Raw genomic sequence first — 21163 nt, forward strand, 5'->3', positions numbered from 1 at the left:
ATTATTTGTAGTCTTGAATAATGACTTCTATAACGCGTTTACCCCAGTCGGCGGCTTCCGAGCCCGGCTCATTCCAGGCATAGGTGATAAGCGCTTTCCATAAGGCCCAGCCGCGTGCTCGATTAATCATATCCTGGTCAACCTCCATGCGGTTCAGGAATACTTCGCGGCTCTCGTCATCGAAAAAGTTCCATGCCATGACAAGATCGCTTGAAGGATCGCCAACGCCCATGGTTCCGAAATCAATGACGCCGCAGAGCCGGCCATTCCGCGCAAGCAGATTGCCTACGGCCACATCGCCATGCAGCCATTGCGGCGTTGCTTCATACCTTGTCGCAAGGGCAAGCTCCCAGATTTCCGTTAGGAGCGTCCGGTCATATGGACCGTCAAGCTTCTCGAGGATGGCTCGTGTATCCTGATCGTAAACCGCCAGATTTCCTCCGCGGTGAAAGTTTTGGATGCCTGCGGGTATGCCGTTTGCAGCATCAATAGCCTGTAACTCCTTCAGAAATCCCGCGAGATCCTCAGCAAACTCGTTAAGATCACGTATGTTGGCATATGTCACGGTATCTCCTTCGATCCATCGGTTCACGGACCAGGGAAGGGGATAGTCGTCCGTTGGCTTGCCTTGCGCAATGGGAGCCGGAATAGGCAGGGACAGAAGAGGCTTGAACACGGGAAGCCACGTGACTTCCTTCTCGACAGCCGATGCGTAGTGTTCATGACTCGGCAGACGAACGGTCATATCGTCTCCCAGCCGGTAAGTGCGGTTATCATGCCCGCTTTTGTCCACCGGCTTGATCGCTAGGTCCTTCCACTCGGGAAATTGATTATGAACTAATCGACGTACCAGGTCGGTTGTTATTTCAATCATGGTTTTCGCCTCTCTTTTTTTCAAAGTCGATGCATCATAAGGGTATACCCATCATAACAACCCGACTTAGCCATATCAAAGGGTAAAACAGTTATAATTTACTTCCCCGTTTCGCTGGACTTATAAATGGCTGCTCTGCTCTTTATACTGTGTCATGAAAAGAAGTGACCCGGTCTATGCACCAGCTCATCATCTTCTCGCCAGAGCGAACCCATTTCATAAAACAAGGGGCCTCGGGCGAAGCATAATTTACATGAATGCTTTTTCCTTGAGGTACCGCCTGGAGGAGAAAACATGAAACAAGACACGCGGAAATGGCCTTGAATGACTGGGGAGAGTCTCACCTAGAGCATTTGGCTGGACGATACGGAGCAGATCGTTCGGAAAAGTAAGCCATAAAGTGCGATCTAAGCAGGCAAAAAGCACAGAAACCATGCTTTCGGCAAGCGGCGGGCAAGTTTGCGCTAGCATGGTTTCTTAGACTGTACGCTTCTCCCTTGCTCCGTACATCGCGCATCAATATTCATCTTCCGCAAATAAAAAAGGTTGCATTTTCCTTTTATATATCTTAAAATTAAGATAGCTAATTTGAGAATATATGTGCGAGGCCATGGGCAACCGTGAGTCCGCATAGCAACAGGAGGATCCTTTTTTTAGCCTACATATCTTAAAACTAAGACAATAAACGCAGTTAATAGGAAGAAATATAACATCGAGGAGGCGGGCGAAATGAAAGATTTCGTGTCCGTAGTTACGGAGAGAAGATCCGCAAATAAATTTAATACCGGCGTACCTATAGAGGATAAGGAGCTTCATGAGATTTTCGATCTTGTAAAGTACGCGCCATCGTCCTTTAATCTGCAGCATGCCCATTACATTGTTGTGAGGGATGAGGCCATGAAGCAGCAGGTGTACGAAGCTGCCAATAAGCAGTATAAGGTGCAGACAGCCTCCGCCGTTATTCTTGTTCTGGGTCATATGGATGCTCATCAGAATGTGGAGGAGATTAACGAGGGATTGCTGAACCTGGGCGTCATTAATAAACAGGAGTACGATTTCACCGTATCGGCCGTCCATCAATTTTACGAAGAGCGCGGCGAAGCCTTCAAGCGGGATGAGGCGATTCGTAACGCGAACTTATCCGCTATGCTGTTTATGCTTGCAGCCAAAGAGAAAGGGTGGGACAGCAGCCCGATGATCGGCTTTGACCCGGAAGCCATTATGAAGGTGCTGAATGTTCCGGATCGTTATGTCCCTGCGCTGCTTATTGGAATCGGGCAAGAGGATACATCCAAACGCAGAGTACGCGGTTACCGCAAGCCGGTCGGAGAGTTCGTCAGCTATGAGCGGTTCTAACATGCCAAAGGGCGTCCAACCTATGGACGTCCTTTCTTTGCTTCCGCCTCACCGCGGTACTCCTATGAGAGGTAAAATGGTAAAGTTGAACATAGGAGGCGATCTGAGCTTATGCAGGATGAGGAGAAAGTTTTCAATACCGCTGTTGAAGCCACTCTTGAAGTCATCGGAGGCAAGTGGAAGCCGGTTATTTTGTTCCATCTCACGTTTGGCAAGAAGCGTAATGGCGAGTTCATGCATTTGATCCCCGCCATATCGCAGAAAGTGCTGACGCAACAGCTGTCAGAACTAGTGAGGGATGGGATCATAACCCGCATTTCTTACAATCAGGTGCCTCCGAAGGTCGAATATGAGTTAACGGACTATGGCTGGAGCTTGAAAGAAATTCTCCACGGCATGTGCCGATGGGGCGATGGCTATATCGATAGGAAGTACGGCGAGAAAGGAAAGGTTCTGTTCCAGCCTCCGTACCTGACGAAGTGATTACGGAATGATCTTGCGCTTCCGGAAGTCCTCGAATATGTCCATGAACATCTGTTCCGTATCGATAAAGTCATGGAAGCCGAAGCGCCGGGCCTTCGAGCCGTCCGCGAAGAAATCGTAATCCCAGGAAAACACGAAATCCCCGAAACGCCAGGAGGACACGTCCTTATAGCCGATTTTCTGCAAATCGTATTTATCGACCATGGCATTCCAGAGAGGCTCCTTATCAGCCATGACGATATCGAGCGACATCGGTAAGGGAGGGGCTGTCTCAAGGCCGAAATAGGCGGCGATCTTCGGCCAGAGCTCATTCCACCGAAAGAGGTCGCCGTTCGTAATGTTGAAAGCCTGATTCGCGCATCGTTCATCGGTGGCCGCCCATACTGTCGCGCGGGCAAGCAGATTCGCGTCGGTCATCTCCAGCAGGCTGTGGTAAGCGCCGGGCTTTCCCGGGAAACGAAGCGGCAGACCAAGCTCCTTGGACATGGAAGCGTAGACGGCGATGACCATTGCCAGATTCATAGGATTCCCCAATGCAAAGCCGGCAACAACCGAAGGGCGTAGGGCCGACCAGGTCCAGCTGCTTCCCGGCTGCCGCTGCTCAAGAAATCGCTGTTGATCGACATTAAATTCGGGCGGCATATGATAAGCGTCCGTCTCCCGTGCCGGTGTCTTGAAGGGACCAAGATGCGCGCCGTACACTTTATAGCCTTGCATTAAGCTGATGTGCTGCAGGTTCCGGGCGACGGGTTCAATAGCATTAACTACGTTCACGAGCATGGAAAGGTTGGGGTGCACGAGTTCAGCCCAGGTCGATCGATCTTGATACGCGGCATAAAAGATATGCGTAACGGCGGTCAGGCCGCTTAACTTCTCGCGGGTATTTTCCTTGTCCAGAAGATCGACCGCAATATACCGCATCCGTTCGGAAGCCTCTCCGCCGCGCCTCGATAGTCCGATAATATCCCATTCGGGCAATGTCCCAAGATAATCAATAAGATTCCTTCCAATTACCCCGTTTGCTCCAACAACAAGAGCGGTTTTCGTTGTTCCCATTATCCATTCCTCCTCTGCTTCTGATCACATTGTGAGACAGAACGGAGGAGCTGTGAAGTACGCACTTTCAACTCCTATACGCACTTTAAGGTAACAAATGAAAGGTACCGGCTATCGCTCGACCTTTTATCGCCCTGTTCAAGACCCTCTGCTATAATGGAGGTCAAGAAAGGGGCTGCGTTAAGATATGTCGCCTAGAAACGCAGAGAAGGATCTTCTTCAAAGAGAGAAAAGAATCAATCACATTCTTGACTCTGCCCTCAAGACCATCGCCATGAAAGGCATCGGTTTCGGTGAGTATTAACGATATTGCTGCGGCAGCGGGCACGAGCATAGGCAACATGTATCATTATTTTAAGTCCAAAAACGAGATTATAAGCGAAATTCTGCGAAGGGGACAGAAGGGCTACGGAAACCACGTCGCCCTAATTGCCGGAAGTTCGATAACAAACCATTCCAAAGGAAGTGCGAACAATGATTCTAGAAGAGGTTATGCAAGAGCTTGAAGGGCTCGGCAAGGAACGAACCAAAAAGATCTACCAATCCAATGGTGCGCACGAACCGCTGTTTGGCGTGGCTACGGGCGAGATGAAGCCTATCTTCCGGAGGATCAAGCATAATCAGCCGTTAGCCGAGCAGCTTTACGCAACGGGCAACTACGATGCCATGTACTTTGCGGGAATCATTGCGGAGCCCAAAGCGATGACGGAGGCCGATTTCGAGCGGTGGATCGGCGGCGCTTATTTCTATATGATCTCGGACTTTGTGGTGGCCGTTACATTGGCGGAAACGGATATAGCGCAAGAGGTGTCGGATAAATGGATTGCAAGCGGCGAAGAGCTGAAGATGTCGGCGGGCTGGAGCTGTTACTGCTGGCTGCTTGGCAACCGCAAGGACAACGAGTTCTCCGAAGAGAAAATCGCCGGCATGCTGGAGCTGGTGAAGAATACGATCCGCGATGCTCCCGAGCGGGCAAAATACGCGATGAACAATTTCCTTTACACGGTGGCGGTATCCTTCAAGCCGCTTCATGATAAAGCGGTAGAGATTGCCAGTGAAGTCGGGCCGGTTGAAGTCGGCCAGGGCACCAAAAAAAGCAAGCTGATCAACGCTTCCGTTAATATTGAAAAGTTTCTGGCTCGAGGGCAGGTTGGCTTCAAACGCAAATATGTAAGGTGCTAAGCCGTAAGGATTGATAATGAGAAAGCCCCCATTCCATGGAAGGAACGGGGGCTTTCATTTGCTCATGGGAGCATACCGGAATTAATCGCCCGCCGGTCTCGTTTGTTGTACCGTTCCAAAGGGATGCTGCGGCGGGGCATAGATGGAATAGAGCTTTAGCGGCTTGTTCCCGGTATTAATGACATTATGCCATTTTCCGGCGGGGATCATAATGCCATAGTCCTCGTAGGCCATCGCTTGATAGTCCAGATGTTCTTTGCTGTCGCCCATTTGCACAAGCCCTTGGCCTTCCTCGACCCGCAAGAATTGATCGGTTGTCGGATGAACCTCAAGGCCGATGTCTTCGCCGACATTAATGCTCATTAAGGCTAATTGCATATAGTGACCTGTCCACAGCGCGGTGCGGTAATTGTTGTTCTGCTCGGTTGCCTCGTCTAAGTTCACCACAAACGGTTGTGTTCCGTAATCCTGCAGCGCAATATCCCTGTATGGCGGGCCGGGATAATTATAGCTCCAATTGTAATAACGGGGATCCCAATAATAACCCCAATTGCTCGGCATTGTAATCGGCCATTGATAATAGCGGTAAGGGTAGCTGTACATCCAAGTTCTCCTCTCGGGCAACGTTATCTCATCGCTTTATCTTATGCATGTGCCTACATAAAGGGGTTTAGGCAACCGATGATGATTGCTTCATAGACAGCGGGTATTCCAGGCCAACGTTGGCCTTTGTTGGATAGTCATTCTTCCTCCTGATCCACGATTTTCTTCCAGCCGGTTTCCAGTTCCTTTTTTTCTGTGAAAAAAATGAACTCCTTTGACGATATCTTACGTATATGCATTAACGGACAAGAGAAAATTACTTATACCGATTATGTACGAAGAGAGGGGAATCCACGTTGGAATCAATCTGGCTGGAGTATGCGTGGGCTTTACTAATCCTGATTGGATTGGAAGGATTATTATCGGCAGACAATGCACTAGTATTGGCGGTTATTGCGAAGCATTTACCGGACGATCAGAAGAAAAGAGCGATCAACTACGGAATCATTATGGCTTTTGTTTTTCGCTTTGGCGCTCTTTTTGCGATATCCTTCATTGCGAATGTTTGGCAGATACAGGCGATTGGCGCAGCCTATCTCCTATACCTGGGATTGAAGCACATCATTCAGGCGCGTTTTGGCAAGAAGAACGAGGATGTTCATAAGGATGAGAAACAAAAAGCGGGTTCGGGCTTCTGGCCAACAGTCAGCAAGATCGCAATCGCGGATCTCGCGTTTGCAATCGACTCCATTCTTGCTGCGGTAGCTCTTGCGCTTGGACTTCCGGATTCACCGCTCCGCGATTTCGGTGGTATGGACGGGGGCCAATTCGCAGTCGTGCTCCTTGGCGGAATTGCAGGGCTTATCTTGATCAAATTTGCGGCAGGCTGGTTTGTTAAGCTGCTTGGAGAACGTCCTGCTCTTGAGACAACGGCTTACGCCATCGTAGCATGGGTTGGCGTGAAGCTGGCCGTCATTACGCTGGCTCATGAGGATATTGGGCTGCTGGATCACCACTTCCCTCACAGCACCGGCTGGACAGTTGTCTTTTACGGGGTATTGGTTGCCATTGCGCTTATCGGCTGGTTTGCGCCAGGCAAAAAGCATCAGAAGGTCGAAGCGTCTTAACGGATTTTTGCTTTGTGTTTCGTAATTAGGCCCGTATTGAGGTAAGATAGAGGTAATGTGCAAAGTTCAGAAAGCAGGTTACCCTTAAATGACTACTTCAAACAAACAGCGTTACCGCTTCAGTGAAGCGCCGATCTGGAACATCCAGCGGGAGTATTATGAAAAAGAAGGATTGAGGGCCTGGAACAACGACCAGGTGCCTCAATATATTACGAGCAATCCGATGATCGCAACGGCTTATGCCGAGATGATATTCGGTTTTCTGCAAGACCGGGCCGATCACGCAGGGTCTGTTCAAATCGTGGAGCTTGGAGCGGGAGCAGGCCGATTTGCTTTCCACGTGCTTCATGAGCTGTGCCGGTTGATAGACTATGCGGGCATTTCCTTGCCTGCTTTCCGTTATATCATGACAGACCTCGCCATGAGCAATGTTATTGCCTGGCAGAAGCATCCTGCGCTGCAATCCTTTGTCGCACGGGGAATGCTCGATTTTGCGCCGTTTGACGCGGTTCACGATACCGAGCTGAAGCTGGCCGTTTCCGGCGAGACCATCAGCAAGGGAGATTTGGAGCAGCCTCTGGTTATCGTGGCGAACTACTTCTTTGACGGTATTCCGCAAGAGCTGCTCTACGTGGGAGAAGGTCAGATTTACGAGACCGACGTGATGGTGGAGTATCCGGAGAATCGAGAATCCCTTAAGCCTTCAGAGCTGTTGAGTCAAATTGCTCTAAGCTATGAGCACCGGCGGGCACCGAAGTACGAGGAAGCAACGTATCCTTACCGGGATATCATCGCTACCTATCAGGAAGAGCTTGAGGACTCGCATATTGTATTCCCGGTGGCCGGCTTAACCTGTCTGGATCGGTTGAACGAGCTGTCGCATGCGGGATATCTGTTACTGACTGCGGATAAAGGGGATCATTTGCTGGATAATTGGAAATTCGCGGATCCGCCGGAGCTCGTCCTGCACGGGAGCTTCTCTCTAACGGCCAATTACCATGCCATTCAGAAGGTATTGGAGCAACAAGGTGCCTTGGTTTTATTCCCCCATCATCACTATGAGAATATTAACGTCGGCTGCATGATTCATGTGGATGCGCCCGAGAGCTGTCTCCAGACTCGGCTAGCTTACCGCCGATTTGTAGAGCGGTATGGTCCGGATGATTTCTATAGCTTGAAGATCTGGGTAGACAGTAAGCTGGACACCATGGAGCTGCGGCATATCTTGAGCTTCTGGCGCCTGGGCGGTCATGACGCGGAGTTCTTCATTCAGAGCACGAAGCAGATCTCCAGTCTGCTGCCGGATGCCCTTGATGAAGAGAAGCAGGATATTTTGCTTGGGATACACATTATGTGGTCGTCCTACTACGTGATGCAGCAAAAGTATGATCTTGCGCTTGAGGCGGGGCTGCTGCTATTCGAGATGGAGATGTATGAGGAATCCCAACGGTTCCTGGAAATATCCATAGAGGAAGACGAAGAGGAGATTGTCTCGACCGTCTTCTATTGTCTGGCCATTTGCTGCTTCGAGCTGGAGCTGGAGGAGCAGGCTCTGCATTACTTGCGCGAATTATTGCGGGTTGAGCCCGACAATGAGGAAGCTTTGGCGTTGATCAGTAATTTCGAGACGGAATAGAAAAATTCTGCTTGTAAATGAAGCTGCGTCATCTGTCATCTATTAGAATAAGGTAAAAAAGAAAAACCCGGCTAAATGACCGGGTTTTTCTTTTTTACCTTCCAAGAAATTCAAAGTATAATGAGAGACAAAGTAGATTTCAGATGAACGTGAGAGGATGGTAATCATGTCAGTCGGAATTTTAGCTCATTTGCTTGGAACGCTGCCTTATAAGGAATTGGCGGAAAAAATAGCCGCGCAAGGATTTCCTTATGTTCAACTGGCGCTTGCAAAGGCGTTCTCGGATGTGGATTCGAGGCTTGGCAGGCTAAGCCCGGGACTTGCTCAGGAGGTAGGCGGAGCATTTGCGGAGCAAGGTGTCCGGATAGCGGTGCTTGGCTGCTACGCGAGCCTCGTCGATCTGGACGATGAGGCATACCGTCATAATGTGGACCGCTTCAAAGAGCATTTGCGGAATGCTCGGCATTTCGGCGCGCCAATTGTAGCAACGGAGGTTGGCGGCATAACGGATCCGGAACGCCGCGGCTTGCATATCGAAAGGTTAAACCGGGCGCTTGAGGAGCTGGTTGAAGAAGCGGAGCGATGGGGCGTAACGATTGGACTGGAAGCGGCTCAGGGACATATGATCGACACAACCGAAACGCTGGCCGAGACGATTGACCGGTTCCCATCCTCCTGCGTAGGCGTTGTCATGGACCCTTGCAATTTGATGAATGCGGCACGGTTTGAGAATCAGGACCAAACGGTCCGCGAAGCTTTCCGTCTGCTTGGCCCGCGGATCGTCAGCGCCCATGTGAAGGACCTGCGCCGCGCAGCGGACGGCACTTTGACGGAGACGGCGGCAGGCCAAGGCGAGCTGAACTACCCGCTATTCTTTGAGCTGCTGGAGCAGCACAAGCCATATGGCTTTGCCACGCTGGAAGCGGTAACCGAGTCGCAAATGGCTGAAGCGGCACGATTCGTTAGGGAAGGCCGGTTGGCCGCGAGAAAATAGATATTTCATGACTCCATCATTCAAAAAGGCACATCCCCAATCCTGCTCAGCAGGTGCGGCGGATGTGCCTTTTTGATTACTGGGCTAATTTACATGTTGGGAAATTGCATGCATTCGCGCGCTTTTTTACGTCTAAAAAAATAATTTGCATGAAATGAAAAATAACTGGGCACTCAGTTGTATTACAAGTGAAAGGAGGTGCTGAGGTGTACAATTCATATGAGCTCAATGAATCTGTGCGACGGGCCTTGGATCTATATTCGCAAAGCATGATCAAGATTGCTTTCGCTTATTTAAAAAATATAGCTGACGCGGAAGAAGTAGCGCAGGAGGTTTTCCTGACGTATCTGCAAAAGCGCCCTGTCTTTGAGAACAGCGAACATGAAAAAGCATGGTTGATTCGAACAACCATTAATAAAAGCAAAAACATGCTGAAAACCGGATGGTTCAAAAGCAGAAACCCTGTTCCCGAAGACCTGAGCTACCTCCCCAAGGAAGAAAGCGAGGTCCTGCAGGCCGTACTCTCCTTGGACAAGAAGTATCGGATTCCGATTCATCTGCATTATTACGAAGGATACTCGATCCAGGAGATAGCGGAAATTATGCAGGCCAAGTCCGCAACGGTGGGCACTTGGCTTGCCAGAGGACGTTCGCTCTTAAAAGACAAGATTGGAGGCCTGGAGGATGAAGAAATCTGTTTATAAATCCGCGATGTCCCGTGTTCGAACCAGCGAGGACTTCAAAGAGGCAACCTATCAGAAGTTAATGCTGGAATCAGAAAAGACATCACATACAACTACAATTAAAGAGGAGAGAATTAAAATGGAAAAAGCAAGCAAAAAGAAATTGACTGGTTGGACAGTAGGCATTGCAGCAGCAGCAATCTTGGCGGTTGGCGTAATCAGCGTAAACCAAAATCAAAATAACCCGGCGTCTGCCCCAACAAATCAGGAGCAAACGGCTGAAGCAACATCCAAGCCTCCTATCATGGGCAAAGTTGCGGTTAACATCGACGGCGTGATCTCCGAAGTAAGCGAAGACGGCAAAAGCTTCAAAGTAGGCGACCTGTGGGTAGAAGTAACGGATAAAACGCAGCTGGGAAGCAGCGAGCCAACAGCGGCAGCGCCATCCCAAGAGCTGCTCAATAAAGAATTTAAAGTAGGCGACATCGTATCGGGCTTTACTTCCCAAGACGTAAGCACTGGCAAAGTAACGGCTGACGTGATCTACAACCTGATCGCGCCTGAGAAAGAGGATGCAGGCAAGCCTGCTACGACTGGCAAAATGGCTGTTAACATTGACGGCTTCATCTCTGAAGTAAGCGAAGACGGCAAAAGCTTCAAAGTTAACGATGTATGGGTAACGGTAACTCCTGACACTATCATGGGCATTACGGAACCAACTGCAGGCGAGCAATCCGACGAGCTGCTGCAAAAAGAATTCAAAGTAGGCAACGCGGTATCCGGCTTCACAACGGAAGATCTGAGCAGCGGCAAAGTAAATGCTACGCGCATCTACAACAACTTTGCTCCGCAAAAATAATAGCTGTACCGGGAAAAGGCACCTGCTCGCAGGTGTCTTTTTTCATTGTGCTGGAGGATGCTGTGCGCCTGATGGGAGCTTGGCGCAATGGAGTACGAGCCTCTTATCGAGCGCGGGGTGAACTGGTTCACGGCATCCGTCGCAGATCCGTTCGGCAATATCATCGGCCTGATCCACAGTCCGCACTATAAAGAAATTTGGGGCTCAAGAAATAAGGATTAACGGCAACACCTCTAACCGCCCTGACCAAGGGTGGTTTTTTTGTGGCTGCCGATCAGCATAATCACGCACATCCTCCTGCATTACCACTCCTTTTAGCCTAGTTACACTAGCGTAATTAGGTACTTTAGCCCCGCATATAAACTTGGAAAATTAATCTATAATGAAGGAAACATTTTTCGATATTAATCGACATATTTTCTCAGAAAAGGTGAGTTGATCTATGTTTTCTCCTTTCCAAAAGAAGAAAGAGCAGCAGCAATCGCGAGAGGATCTTGGGACAAGGAGGGACTTGGATGAACCTCAGGAGGAAGTGTCGGTCCATTCGGTCAAGGTTGAGCAGAGCGATGAGTCTTCAGGCTCGATTCTGATCAATAAGGGCCATATGGACAAACGGTCGCTTGATCTCGTATTCGCCGTTGAGCAGATGATTAAAGCCAAGCAGCATGTGGAGATGAGCCATAACGATCTGCAGGACCGGCTGGGACATGCGAATGGTCAGATTGACCGATTGAACAGAGATTTGAAGAACCTCGGCAAGGTCATTGAGGAGCGCGAGAAGAGCATTCTGGATCTGGAGAAGAGACTTAGCGACAAGAATCTGAAGGTTGACCAGATGATGGATGACTACCGCGAGCTTCATTCCACCTTATCCGGCGAGATTGAAGAACTTAAGAGCGTTATTGAGCTCGAGCGTCAGAACTATGCAGGACTCCTGCAGAAGCACAATGAGACAACGGCCGAAAAGAATAAGAAAATGAATGAGCTTGAGGAGAAGAATACGCGGCTGGAAGCCGAGCTCTCCCAAATGAAACAGAAGTTTGATGCCCTCCGCCAGGAGAAGACGCATCTTCTTAACATTGTAAATGACTTTACGAACCGGCTGACGTCTCCGTTTGCACCAAACACAGGCTCTATTGATGGTGGTTCATCCGATTAAGGTCATGCCGGGAATGCGAAGAGAAGGACGATGTGGGGATGGAGACATACAGCACGCAGGTGATGGAGCTGCTGTCTCTTGGGAGGACCTCAAGTGGTGTTAGCCAGATTAAGATCGCCGTCACCCAAGACGACAAGTATGCAACATACGTGATCGAAATTGATGAGTTTACGTTCCTTGAACTTGAAGCACTGGGGCCACTACATGGAGACAGGATTCGCATCTCTCCCTACTCCAAGTGGGATCCTTACCGCAATTCGTACTATAGTTCCATAATCCGATCCACGGGCAGCATCCGTGTTCCGTTATATTTTGCATGCAGCGAAGCTTATGTTCATAGGATCAAGCAGCTGCGGCAAGGAGAGCTTCCGCCCTATTCTCCGGACGAGAAAGGACGGATGGATGAAGCTGATGATCAGAAGACTTCGAATCATCCAAAGCTGCGAAGCAGATTCTCTGCGCGCCTGCCGAAAATTGCCGTTGCCATTCTAATCGTGTTTGGCCTCTTGGCCATTCTCTCTATCGCAACCGGGGGCAAGGTGGATTCCGCGCGTATTCTGGGCGGACAAGTTGCCAAGGCTACGGTAAGCCATGACGATTCGAAGAGTATCCCTATCGCGCATGCGGCGTCTTCAACAACGGGTAACAAGAGCATGACGGAGGCTTCTCAGGCTGCCGAGGTGGTTACGGCGGATCAAGCCGTTATGGCACAAGACCAGGTGCAGTCTGAAGCCCGCGAGGAGCAGTCCGGCTTCACCATCATCGACGTAGATGAAGAGAAGAAGTTTTTCGGGCTGCCGAAGAACTACGTGGCTTTAACCTTTGATGACGGGCCGTCCAAGCTGACGAAGGAAATCGTTGATATCCTGACGAAGCAGGACGTACCGGCAACCTTCCTGTTTGTCGGGCAAAACGTATCGCATCATAAAGAGGCCGTAACTTACGCGTCCAACCATGGCATGTCGATCGGCAATCATTCCTGGGATCATAGCGTAATGACGAAGTTTACCCTGCAAGAACAGAGCGAGAATCTGTCCAAGGCGAGCAAGGCCATCGAAGCGCTGACCCATACACCGGTTACCTTGTTCCGTCCGCCTTATGGCGCGGTTAACGACGATCTTGTCTCCGCAGCCGATAAGCAGGAGATGAAGACCTTGCTGTGGAACCGGGACCCGGAAGACTGGAATGCAAAGAATCCGGACGATATCGTCCGCTACTTCCATCATGTTGAAGCAGCCGGCGGCATCTATGTCCTGCATGAAGACAAGAACACGCTAGAGGCGCTTCCATCTATCATTAAATATTTAAAAGGCAAGGACTTAACGTTTGTTGCTTTCAAGTAATCATCGATTTACTTATATCATTCGCAGCGAAGCACCCGTTTGGGTGCTTTTTTGTCCTTCTTTGAGAAAAAAATTTCGAAACAATTAGGGCAGCAGGTTTCGGGTTTCGATTGGAGAAAAATTTAATCATGAGCATCGGTCGATTTTGCCGGATTTCGTTCGTTGATGATGCATAGACGCCTAACCATAATCTAAGGGTAAAGGAGAATATAACGATGAAATTCCTTTGTTTGGGTTATTTAAACGCGGGTATAATGGATGCTCTTCCAAAAGAGGAGATTAATGCGGTAATGAGTCAATGTCCTCCCCATTTGGAGGAGTTCTATAAGAGCGGCCAGGTTATCGTGGATGCCGGTCTTGCCAAGGAAGCGACAAGCCTGAGGCGGGTTAACGGGAAGGTGAAGGTGCTGGACGGTCCTTTTATTGAGACAAAAGAGATGATCGGCAGCGCGTTTATCATTGAAGCGGAGAATTTGGAGGAAGCGGTTCGGATTGCCTCTCTGCATCCTGCCGTGCAAGTGGGGGCAGGAGAGACGTTTGAATGGGGGCTCGAGATTCGTCCCATTCATTATTTCAAGGGAGAGGATTAAGCGAAAATGGTCGTCAAAGAATGCACATTCGCCGAGATTAAGCAGCTTGCTGCAGAGTATCTGGAGGGCTTGTCCTCGCCTTTTGATTCCTTTCTGGAGGATCATATTCTGACCTCGGTCTTTTACCGGATTCAGGACGGCCCGGAGGATGCCGGCTATTACGCGATACACAAACAGGAGCTCCTGACGCAGTTTTATATCCGAAAGCCTTATCTAAAGCATGCGCAGCCATTGTTTCTTGAAGCGCTCGAGCGGCATGCCGTGAAAAATCTGTTCGTGCCGACCTGCGACGAGCTGTTCCTAAGCTTGGCTATCGATCAGGACTTCAAGATCAACAAGCAGGCCTACTTCTTCCAGGACAGCCAGTCCGCTATGGTGGCAAGCCCCTCGGAAGGGGAGGTATTCCGCCTTGCGAGAGAAGATGAACTGCAAGCCATACAGCGGGTATGCGGAGACTTCCTAAGCGATTATAAGCACTGGATTGCCGCAGAAAGGCTGTTCGTTTTCTACCGGGCTGCGGATCTGTTGGGCATTGGCATCATGGAGACGTCCAGGATGTTTGACGGGCATGCCAGCATCGGGATGTTCACGAATGAGGCCTTCAGGAAGCAGGGCAACGGAAAAGCATTAATCGTCCATCTGCGCAGATGGTGCAAAGAGCATGGCATCACCGCAATCTGCGGCTGCTGGTATTACAACGAAGCATCCAAACGCACCTTGGAGAGCGCCGGCATGGTGACCAAGACACGGCTGTTAAATATCGAAGTATCCACAGCGTCAAAGTCTAAATCTACAGAACAGAAGGATAATTCATGATTCCTGGAATAGAATAGCGGGGTCAGGCTGCTCCTCTTTATTGGCGGAGATGCTGCGGGAGAAAAAAGCGCCTCCCGATGATCCGGGAGGCACTCGTCATTTATTCTGCTTCGCCAACAAGCGTGAATCGTTGATTCACATGCTGCGGGTTCTCGATTTCATCCAGCACGGCGATGGCATAATCGGCGTAGCTGACATAGCTTTGGCCTTGGCTGTTGACGATGACATGGTCGAGGCCCTTCGTATAGGCACCTGTCCGTTTGCCGTTAGGGTCAAAGAAGGCTGCAGGGCTGATATAGGTCCATGTAACGGAGTCGGAGCCTTTCAGCTCATCCAGCTGTTTGCCGGCATTGGAAGCAGTCGGGTATACAAAAGCCGGGAATTCCGGCGTATCCATCAGCTTGGTTGTGTTTTGCTCGTCGACATACAGACTGCCCGCGCCGCCAACTACGATCAGCTTCGTGCGGGGAGCGTCCTTAAGCGCTTGAACGAGAGCTCTTCCGGATTCGATATAGAGATGCTCTTCACCCTCCGCGGCTTTGTAAGTGCTGACCACCACGTCAAAGGCTTTCAGATCCGAACCCGTCAGGCTGAAAATATCCTTCTCGAGAACGCCAACGTTTGCGTCCGCAATGGTAGAGGCCTTTCTTACAATAGCGGTCACTTCATGGCCCCGCTCTACCGCTTCCTTCAGAATGAGGCTCCCGGCTTTGCCGTTTGCGCCGATAATCGCAATTTTCATCATCTATTCCTCCATTTTCGCTATGGTTAGGTTGTGCAATTAAGCATAGTCTTATATTATTTCCTTAGTTCCTTTTTTTAAAGTAGTCATAATAATATAACCTAGTCATAAAAACAGAACCATGGATGAAACGGGGGATTGAGGATGGCTCGCAGCTCATTCGAAGGAGAAATTCCGGTGGAGCAGATCGCGGTTTGTCCCATAACGGAGACGCAGAACGTGATTGCAGGCAAGTGGAAGATTATTATTTTATGGCATTTGCGGGAGACAAAGCGATTTGGGGAGCTTCAACGACTGGTGCCCGGTATTTCCAAGGCCATATTAACCAGCCAGCTCAGAGAGCTTGAGAAGGATCAAATGATCCACAGAGAGGTCTATCAGGAGGTGCCTCCAAAGGTCGAGTACTCGCTGACGGAAGCGGGACGGCAATTCCTCCCGATTCTCGAAAGCATGGGGGAGTGGGGAAGGAAATATACGATGAACAAGCACCTTTTTACTCCATCATCCGTCTAAGTAGTCAGATGCGAAGCGGAAAGGGGGATAGGCATGCTGATTTTTATTGTGAAGCGTTACATGAAGCAGCGCGACTGGGATTACAAAGAGCAGATGGGCTCGGGTCTGGTTTTTGAACGGAATGGAGAATCTATTGTCATAGAGACAAGGCTATATACGAAGCATTACTATCTCTGGGATATTCCAAATGAAGTGGTAAGCTGAATTAATAAGAAACCACTCCAAACTTTGGAGTGGTTTTGTTGTTTTTCGGAGCGTTCGGAGCCGAATATGTGGAGAATAGTTCAGGGAATGGTTAAAAAATCATGTGGAAATAGCGTCGATTATAGCTTGAAACTGTCGTATAATAGATATAGACATTTTCATCTATCGTGATACAAATTATTTTTAGATACAGAAAAGATGTGTGAAACAGGAGCGTGAACATCCTTTCTGCAAATCGAAGGGCATAAGGACGGTTAAAATGAGCAAACAAACGAAAACAGACGTAATCTTAATTGGTGCCGGCATTATGAGTGCTACCTTGGGCTCATTGCTGAAAGAATTAAAGCCGGACTGGGAAATTACAGTGTTCGAGCGTCGCGCTACGGCCGGTGAGGAAAGCTCTAACGAGTGGAACAATGCGGGTACGGGGCACTCGTCGCTATGCGAACTGAACTACACATCGGAGAAGCCGGACGGCACGATGGACATCAGCAAAGCCATCAAAGTAAACGAAGAGTTTCAAGTTTCGAAGCAGTTCTGGTCTTACCTTGTTAACAGCAATTTGATCCGTAATCCGCGGGATTTTGTTGTACCCGTTCCTCATATGAGCTTTGTGCAAGGGGAAAAAGACGTAACGTTCCTGAAGAAGCGTTTCGAAGCTTTGTCGACTAATCCATTGTTCGAAGGGATGGAATACTCGGCAGATCCGGCTAAGCTGACGGAATGGATTCCGCTTATGATGAAAGACCGGAAAGTCAATACGCCTATCGCAGCGACCAGAATTGAGTCCGGGACGGACGTCAACTTTGGTTCTTTAACGCGTATATTGTTCAATCAATTGAAGAAGCAAAACGTCGACATAAACTACAACCATAATGTAGATGATATTAAACGTGCAAGCGACGGCTCCTGGGAATTGAAAGTCCGCAATCTGGAGGGCGGCAGCACGGAACGCATCAACGCGAAGTTCGTCTTTATCGGCGGCGGCGGCGGAAGTCTGCATCTGCTGCAGAAATCCGGCATTGAAGAGGGGAAAGGCATCGGCGGCTTCCCGGTAAGCGGTCTGTTCATGGTCTGCAAGAAGCCGGAGGTTGTTTCCCAGCATCGTGCCAAGGTTTATGGCCAAGCTCCGGTTGGCGCTCCGCCAATGTCCGTACCTCACTTGGATACTCGCGTAATCGACAACAAGGAATCGTTGTTCTTTGGTCCGTTTGCGGGCTTTACGCCGAAGTTCCTGAAATACGGTTCTAATCTCGATCTGATTACTTCCGTCAAACCGCATAACCTGACGAACATGCTGGCGGCAGGGGCGAAAAACATGTCCCTGACCACTTACCTGATCAAGGAGCTTATGCTCTCGAAAGAGCAGCGCATGGATGCTTTGCGCCAGTTCATTCCGAACGCGAAGAGCGAAGATTGGGAGCTGCTCGTAGCCGGCCAGCGCGTGCAGATCATCAAGGAGACTGCGGCAGGCAAAGGCACCCTTCAGTTCGGCACGGAAGTAATCAGCGCCGCAGACGGCTCGATCGCTGCCCTGCTTGGCGCTTCGCCAGGTGCTTCGACGGCTGTATCGGTTATGCTCGAAGTGATCGGCAAATGCTTCCCGCAGCATATCAAAGAATGGGAACCAAAGCTGAAAGAAATGATTCCGTCCTACGGAACCAAGCTGCTGCAGCATCCCGAGCTGATCAAACAGATCAATGAAACAGCTAATGAAGCTCTTGGTCTTGCAAGCACCGGCAAAAAACAAGCAACAAGCTCGGCGTTGGCCTAACGCCTGTCTGATCGTATAGGAAAGCCTTCAATTGCTGCCATTGCAATTGAAGGCTTTTTCATTAGGAGCGAAGCTCTTTCGCTAATATCTCTACATCATTCATCAGATCCGGCACCCAGGCATCGGAGCCCGGAATAATCTCCGTTCCGCCGTATGCGAGCCATCGTAACGTCTTGATGAGCCAGCATAATCCGCCGACGGATATCTGCCAGTTCAGCTGTTCGATAGTGATATCCGCGTCTTCCCGGTAGGCTGCGATTACTTCCTCTTTGGATAGACCGCCAAAGGCTTGCGCTTCTAATATCAAGCGGTACAGATCTCCAAGATGCGGGCTTAAATAACCGTTTGACCAATCAATCGGCATAATACCGCCGTTATGTTGAATCAGCAGATTCTTGGCATGGTAATCATGATGGACGATGGAGAGGGGTACGGAATGTTCAAGCTTTGCCAAGTGAGGAGGCAGAAGCTCCCGTAATCTTAATAAGCTTATTGACCCGGCTAACCTGTCAGAACGCAATAGATCCTCTAACAGACAAAGAAAGTCCTCGCTTGAGACGGTGTGTGCGTTTATGACCTCTTTCGGCAGCGATTCTAGGTTGGCGGTTGCCGCAAGCCTGAATCTTGCTAATTCTCTTGCTGCCTCCAGAAAATAAGCAGGCATCGGCTGCTCCTCCAGATTGCTGTCACCGGCATCCTCCATCACCATGACTCCGCTGTCTTGCAGCTCAACATAATGAAAGATCGCGGGTGCTTTAATTTGCAGGGGATAAACGAGCTGATCGTAAATATTCGCTTCGCCGGCCATTTCGTTCCCGCCCCACTTAATAATGCGCGATTCCCCTGTTGCTAGCGTTACTCTGTAGACCTCGGATAGTGCCCATTGCCGCAGCAGCGTCCATTCCGTAACGTTATGGAGCATGGGGATCGCGGCTTGATAGGCAGAGATGCGTGTTGGAATCATAATAGTTCCTCCCGAAGCATGTATTTAACGAGACCTATTTTTACATATTCAGGGAAAAAGATATAGACTTATGTTTTCCGCTCTGCTATGATGTTGAATAAGGTCTTGGAAAAATTCAGGACTCTTTTTTTATGTCTATTTATGTCCTTCATACACAAAGGCCATCCATTGCGGATGGCCTTTGTGATTTATACGCTGGCAGACGGCTTGCTCTTTGGCTGAAACAAAAGACGTGTGAGCCAATTGAATTTTTTGATGCGGCAGTTGTGGAAAGCGGCAATTTTCCATTCGCCATTTTGCTTCACAAGCACGTTTGTATTGATCGAATCCCGGCTGGCGGGCGCTTTCTTCTGCCATCGCATCAGAACGGCTCCGGTGGCATGGGCCAGCGCTATATCCGGGGTGATGAAGCGCAGCTGCATTTCCCTCAGATCGGCGATGAGCTTGGACCCGCGCAGCGGGCCGTCCCATAACGCCTGATGGGCGCTGTCGATAGCATGGCGGCCCTTCAAATGCTCCCCGAAGAAGGTGACGTAATCCGCATCGGCGGTGAAGAACTCGCTATAGGCCTTGCCGTCACCCTGGTCCCACGCTCGGTATAGAGCGCGAAATACATGGTGTATGGCCTGAATATCCTCTTGATTATCCGGCATCGGCTTGCCTCCTTCCTGCAATATCTCTTTGTTTACCATTATAAAATAATGATAGGAGGAGATGATCAACCATTGGAAGGAAGCTGCCTCAGACCTTGGGCGGATTAGAGCGTTACTTTCTCCAGCTCCGGATACTCTTGAAGCAAGGCGTTTGATGGATCTGATGTCGCGCCTTTCAAATGTTGATCGAAGAATGCCCGCGTTAAAGCTTCGGTAATGATAAGGCATCTTGCCGGATCTGTCTTACCGCCTATACCAATCTTGTTGCGGAGCCAATTAGAGCCGATAAGCAGGCCGAAATCCGTAAATTTCATATGATCGCTGCCTTTTATCGTATAGAGGCTGCCGGATGCTTCCAGCATGTCTGTAAGTCCGGTTATATTTTGCCTCGCCTTATTATAGGCCGCCTCATAAGCTTCCCTCGTGCCATAGACCGACTCCGAAATCAGCTGCTCTTGTTCTTCGGCCGCTACTTCATTCAGATCTTGAATCAGCGGTTTGCGGTCTTTGATCTGCTGAATGTGGTTCTTGTCATTGGCGAGCATAAGGAATGGCGCCATAGCCTTATCGTTCTCCGGCGTGACATATACCGCTCCATCCAAATTAACGGCAGCCTTCACGCGGCTGTCATGCATAGCCAGATTATACGCGGCGGCTCCCCCGACTGAATGCCCCATAACGCCAATATGGTCGAGATCCAATTTCCCTTTAAAGTCTACGTCCTGCATTTCCTTGCCTTCGTTCAGCTCGCTAAGCTTGTCCATAACGAAGGAAGCGTCATCGGCCATAATTTGAGTAATGATCTCTGCGGGCTCGGCGATATGGAAGTCCGTTGTCGCCTCCATGGCTGAAACGGCGTGGTCCGGAAATACGGTGCCCGCGGATACGTACGTGTGATCAATAGCGGCAACGATATACCCGTGACTGGCCAAATCCTCGTATTGCGAAGTATGAACGGCCATGGATGTACCTGCTCCATGGGAGAACAGTACGACAGGATATTGCGACAGCCGGCTGGAAATCGGAAGATCGGCCTTCGCAGCTGTTTTTACAAGGCGCAGATATTCAAGCGCAAATTCAGGTACATGAAAGAATAAAGCAAATAAGGTTATGAGTTCCGGCTGCAAATAGGGCTCATTTGGCTTTGAATTATTTTTCTCTGCCGGGTAATAAAGCTTAATCATAAGCTCGCGTGGTTGAGGTGACTTGTCAAGGAACGGATCATCACGGTTGTTATCCACCAAGCGCAGCTCCTCTACGCCTATCTTGTAGTCACCGGTAAGCTTTGGAAGGGTGAATACGGGAAGGGCATAAGAGAGGAAAGAGGTTAAGGCAAGACTTCCTGCGGATAGGCACATCACAAGCCCCTTCAGCACTTTGGGCAACCTGGTTGTGGTCTTGAATACGGTATAGATGATCAGCAGCAGCACGAAAGCATAGGCGAGAAACATTTGGTACCGAAAACCTTCAACAAGACCGTGAAGGAGAAGAACAGCCAGATTAACGGATGCGGTACTAATCCAAACTTTTCTGGGCAGCTTGCTAAAGCACAGAAGCAGCGACATGACGTTGACTAATATTAATGCCATTTCTAATATTCTCATGTTATGTT

The 21163-nt window shown here is 49.6% G+C and carries 24 protein-coding genes; 17 read left to right on the top strand and 7 right to left on the bottom strand.

All coding sequences use genetic code 11. The features are described 5' to 3' along the window. Position 1: 1 nt before the first annotated feature. Positions 2-874: an aminoglycoside phosphotransferase family protein gene (locus tag M3194_RS10275; RefSeq protein WP_251653346.1), complete on the bottom strand. Its 873-nt coding sequence runs from the start codon at positions 872-874 to the stop codon at positions 2-4. Between the two features lie 729 nt (positions 875-1603). On the opposite strand from M3194_RS10275, the gene M3194_RS10280 reads away from it, so the two are divergent. Continuing rightward, a complete protein-coding gene (locus M3194_RS10280) occupies positions 1604-2230 on the top strand; it encodes a nitroreductase family protein (RefSeq protein WP_251653347.1) in 627 nt (208 codons plus the stop codon). Between the two features lie 111 nt (positions 2231-2341). Further along, positions 2342-2713, top strand: coding sequence for a winged helix-turn-helix transcriptional regulator (locus M3194_RS10285; RefSeq protein WP_251653348.1), 372 nt, complete (start codon positions 2342-2344; stop codon positions 2711-2713). Here M3194_RS10285 and M3194_RS10290 read toward each other — a convergent pair whose 3' ends face one another. Continuing rightward, entirely contained in the window at positions 2714-3769 is a 1056-nt protein-coding gene (locus tag M3194_RS10290) for an SDR family oxidoreductase (protein WP_251653349.1), read from the bottom strand. It lies immediately after the preceding gene. A gap of 293 nt (positions 3770-4062) precedes the next feature. On the opposite strand from M3194_RS10290, the gene M3194_RS10295 reads away from it, so the two are divergent. Both M3194_RS10295 and M3194_RS10300 read left to right on the top strand, forming a co-directional pair. Further along, on the top strand, positions 4063-4275 hold the full coding sequence (locus M3194_RS10295) for a TetR/AcrR family transcriptional regulator (protein ID WP_251653350.1): 213 nt from the start codon (positions 4063-4065) through the stop codon (positions 4273-4275). Continuing rightward, positions 4244-4951 carry a DNA alkylation repair protein gene (locus tag M3194_RS10300; RefSeq protein ID WP_251653351.1) on the top strand — a complete coding sequence of 236 codons (708 nt, stop codon included), beginning with the start codon at positions 4244-4246 and terminating at the stop codon, positions 4949-4951. The genes M3194_RS10295 and M3194_RS10300 overlap by 32 nt, the downstream gene beginning before the upstream one ends. A gap of 81 nt (positions 4952-5032) precedes the next feature. On the opposite strand, the gene M3194_RS10305 is transcribed toward M3194_RS10300, so the two are convergent. Continuing rightward, positions 5033-5554 carry a cupin domain-containing protein gene (locus M3194_RS10305; RefSeq protein WP_251653352.1) on the bottom strand — a complete coding sequence of 174 codons (522 nt, stop codon included), beginning with the start codon at positions 5552-5554 and terminating at the stop codon, positions 5033-5035. 296 nt (positions 5555-5850) lie between these two features. Between M3194_RS10305 and M3194_RS10310 the strand changes: the two genes are divergently transcribed. The 10 genes from M3194_RS10310 (at position 5851) to M3194_RS10350 (ending at position 14701) form a co-directional block, all read left to right on the top strand. Further along, a complete protein-coding gene (locus M3194_RS10310) occupies positions 5851-6621 on the top strand; it encodes a TerC family protein (RefSeq protein ID WP_251653353.1) in 771 nt (256 codons plus the stop codon). Positions 6622-6709: 88 nt separating this feature from the next. Then, positions 6710-8257 carry a tetratricopeptide repeat protein gene (locus M3194_RS10315; protein WP_251653354.1) on the top strand — a complete coding sequence of 516 codons (1548 nt, stop codon included), beginning with the start codon at positions 6710-6712 and terminating at the stop codon, positions 8255-8257. A gap of 166 nt (positions 8258-8423) precedes the next feature. Then, positions 8424-9251 (top strand): sugar phosphate isomerase/epimerase family protein, encoded by an 828-nt coding sequence (locus M3194_RS10320; protein WP_251653355.1) that lies wholly within the window; start codon positions 8424-8426, stop codon positions 9249-9251. Positions 9252-9457: 206 nt separating this feature from the next. Further along, on the top strand, positions 9458-9955 hold the full coding sequence (locus M3194_RS10325; protein WP_251653356.1) for an RNA polymerase sigma factor: 498 nt from the start codon (positions 9458-9460) through the stop codon (positions 9953-9955). 118 nt (positions 9956-10073) lie between these two features. Continuing rightward, positions 10074-10793: a DUF5666 domain-containing protein gene (locus tag M3194_RS10330; protein ID WP_251653357.1), complete on the top strand. Its 720-nt coding sequence runs from the start codon at positions 10074-10076 to the stop codon at positions 10791-10793. An 87-nt stretch (positions 10794-10880) separates the two neighbouring features. Next, positions 10881-11015, top strand: a complete 135-nt coding sequence (locus M3194_RS31240) for a hypothetical protein (protein ID WP_285889207.1) — start codon at positions 10881-10883, stop codon at positions 11013-11015. Positions 11016-11304: 289 nt separating this feature from the next. Then, positions 11305-11952 (top strand): hypothetical protein, encoded by a 648-nt coding sequence (locus M3194_RS10335; protein WP_251653358.1) that lies wholly within the window; start codon positions 11305-11307, stop codon positions 11950-11952. Positions 11953-11990: 38 nt separating this feature from the next. Next, complete coding sequence (locus M3194_RS10340) at positions 11991-13295, top strand: polysaccharide deacetylase family protein (RefSeq protein ID WP_251653359.1); 1305 nt, start codon at positions 11991-11993, stop codon at positions 13293-13295. 254 nt (positions 13296-13549) lie between these two features. Next, on the top strand, positions 13550-13885 hold the full coding sequence (locus tag M3194_RS10345) for a YciI family protein (RefSeq protein ID WP_251654195.1): 336 nt from the start codon (positions 13550-13552) through the stop codon (positions 13883-13885). A gap of 6 nt (positions 13886-13891) precedes the next feature. Continuing rightward, positions 13892-14701 (top strand): GNAT family N-acetyltransferase, encoded by an 810-nt coding sequence (locus M3194_RS10350; protein ID WP_251653360.1) that lies wholly within the window; start codon positions 13892-13894, stop codon positions 14699-14701. 100 nt (positions 14702-14801) lie between these two features. On the opposite strand, the gene M3194_RS10355 is transcribed toward M3194_RS10350, so the two are convergent. Then, positions 14802-15443: an NAD(P)-dependent oxidoreductase gene (locus M3194_RS10355; RefSeq protein ID WP_251654197.1), complete on the bottom strand. Its 642-nt coding sequence runs from the start codon at positions 15441-15443 to the stop codon at positions 14802-14804. 144 nt (positions 15444-15587) lie between these two features. On the opposite strand from M3194_RS10355, the gene M3194_RS10360 reads away from it, so the two are divergent. From M3194_RS10360 to M3194_RS10370, 3 genes are all read left to right on the top strand, one after another. Then, positions 15588-15956, top strand: coding sequence for a winged helix-turn-helix transcriptional regulator (locus M3194_RS10360; protein WP_251653361.1), 369 nt, complete (start codon positions 15588-15590; stop codon positions 15954-15956). A 33-nt stretch (positions 15957-15989) separates the two neighbouring features. Beyond that, a complete protein-coding gene (locus tag M3194_RS10365; protein WP_251653362.1) occupies positions 15990-16160 on the top strand; it encodes a hypothetical protein in 171 nt (56 codons plus the stop codon). Between the two features lie 259 nt (positions 16161-16419). Then, positions 16420-17934 (top strand): malate:quinone oxidoreductase, encoded by a 1515-nt coding sequence (locus M3194_RS10370; RefSeq protein ID WP_251653363.1) that lies wholly within the window; start codon positions 16420-16422, stop codon positions 17932-17934. A gap of 61 nt (positions 17935-17995) precedes the next feature. On the opposite strand, the gene M3194_RS10375 is transcribed toward M3194_RS10370, so the two are convergent. From M3194_RS10375 to M3194_RS10385, 3 genes are all read right to left on the bottom strand, one after another. Continuing rightward, positions 17996-18898, bottom strand: a complete 903-nt coding sequence (locus M3194_RS10375; RefSeq protein WP_251653364.1) for a phosphotransferase — start codon at positions 18896-18898, stop codon at positions 17996-17998. A 188-nt stretch (positions 18899-19086) separates the two neighbouring features. Continuing rightward, positions 19087-19551, bottom strand: coding sequence for an SgcJ/EcaC family oxidoreductase (locus M3194_RS10380; RefSeq protein WP_251653365.1), 465 nt, complete (start codon positions 19549-19551; stop codon positions 19087-19089). A gap of 104 nt (positions 19552-19655) precedes the next feature. Beyond that, positions 19656-21155, bottom strand: coding sequence for an alpha/beta hydrolase family protein (locus M3194_RS10385; protein ID WP_251653366.1), 1500 nt, complete (start codon positions 21153-21155; stop codon positions 19656-19658). Between the last annotated feature and the right edge of the window lie 8 nt (positions 21156-21163).

Origin of the sequence: Paenibacillus glycanilyticus, assembly GCF_023715145.1 — a bacterium.
Taxonomy (GTDB): Bacteria; Bacillota; Bacilli; order Paenibacillales; family Paenibacillaceae; genus Pristimantibacillus; species Pristimantibacillus glycanilyticus_A.

Bases quoted from the DNA above. Each gene is read 5' to 3' on its own strand.
- M3194_RS10275 (WP_251653346.1), bottom strand. From the start codon at position 874: ATGATTGAAATAACAACCGACCTGGTACGTCGATTAGTTCATAATCAA.
- M3194_RS10280 (WP_251653347.1), top strand. From the start codon at position 1,604: ATGAAAGATTTCGTGTCCGTAGTTACGGAGAGAAGATCCGCAAATAAA.
- M3194_RS10285 (WP_251653348.1), top strand. From the start codon at position 2,342: ATGCAGGATGAGGAGAAAGTTTTCAATACCGCTGTTGAAGCCACTCTT.
- M3194_RS10290 (WP_251653349.1), bottom strand. From the start codon at position 3,769: ATGGGAACAACGAAAACCGCTCTTGTTGTTGGAGCAAACGGGGTAATT.
- M3194_RS10300 (WP_251653351.1), top strand. From the start codon at position 4,244: ATGATTCTAGAAGAGGTTATGCAAGAGCTTGAAGGGCTCGGCAAGGAA.
- M3194_RS10305 (WP_251653352.1), bottom strand. From the start codon at position 5,554: ATGTACAGCTACCCTTACCGCTATTATCAATGGCCGATTACAATGCCG.
- M3194_RS10315 (WP_251653354.1), top strand. From the start codon at position 6,710: ATGACTACTTCAAACAAACAGCGTTACCGCTTCAGTGAAGCGCCGATC.
- M3194_RS10320 (WP_251653355.1), top strand. From the start codon at position 8,424: ATGTCAGTCGGAATTTTAGCTCATTTGCTTGGAACGCTGCCTTATAAG.
- M3194_RS10330 (WP_251653357.1), top strand. From the start codon at position 10,074: ATGGAAAAAGCAAGCAAAAAGAAATTGACTGGTTGGACAGTAGGCATT.
- M3194_RS31240 (WP_285889207.1), top strand. From the start codon at position 10,881: ATGGAGTACGAGCCTCTTATCGAGCGCGGGGTGAACTGGTTCACGGCA.
- M3194_RS10340 (WP_251653359.1), top strand. From the start codon at position 11,991: ATGGAGACATACAGCACGCAGGTGATGGAGCTGCTGTCTCTTGGGAGG.
- M3194_RS10345 (WP_251654195.1), top strand. From the start codon at position 13,550: ATGGATGCTCTTCCAAAAGAGGAGATTAATGCGGTAATGAGTCAATGT.
- M3194_RS10350 (WP_251653360.1), top strand. From the start codon at position 13,892: ATGGTCGTCAAAGAATGCACATTCGCCGAGATTAAGCAGCTTGCTGCA.
- M3194_RS10355 (WP_251654197.1), bottom strand. From the start codon at position 15,443: ATGAAAATTGCGATTATCGGCGCAAACGGCAAAGCCGGGAGCCTCATT.
- M3194_RS10360 (WP_251653361.1), top strand. From the start codon at position 15,588: ATGGCTCGCAGCTCATTCGAAGGAGAAATTCCGGTGGAGCAGATCGCG.
- M3194_RS10365 (WP_251653362.1), top strand. From the start codon at position 15,990: ATGCTGATTTTTATTGTGAAGCGTTACATGAAGCAGCGCGACTGGGAT.
- M3194_RS10370 (WP_251653363.1), top strand. From the start codon at position 16,420: ATGAGCAAACAAACGAAAACAGACGTAATCTTAATTGGTGCCGGCATT.
- M3194_RS10375 (WP_251653364.1), bottom strand. From the start codon at position 18,898: ATGATTCCAACACGCATCTCTGCCTATCAAGCCGCGATCCCCATGCTC.
- M3194_RS10380 (WP_251653365.1), bottom strand. From the start codon at position 19,551: ATGCCGGATAATCAAGAGGATATTCAGGCCATACACCATGTATTTCGC.
- M3194_RS10385 (WP_251653366.1), bottom strand. From the start codon at position 21,155: ATGAGAATATTAGAAATGGCATTAATATTAGTCAACGTCATGTCGCTG.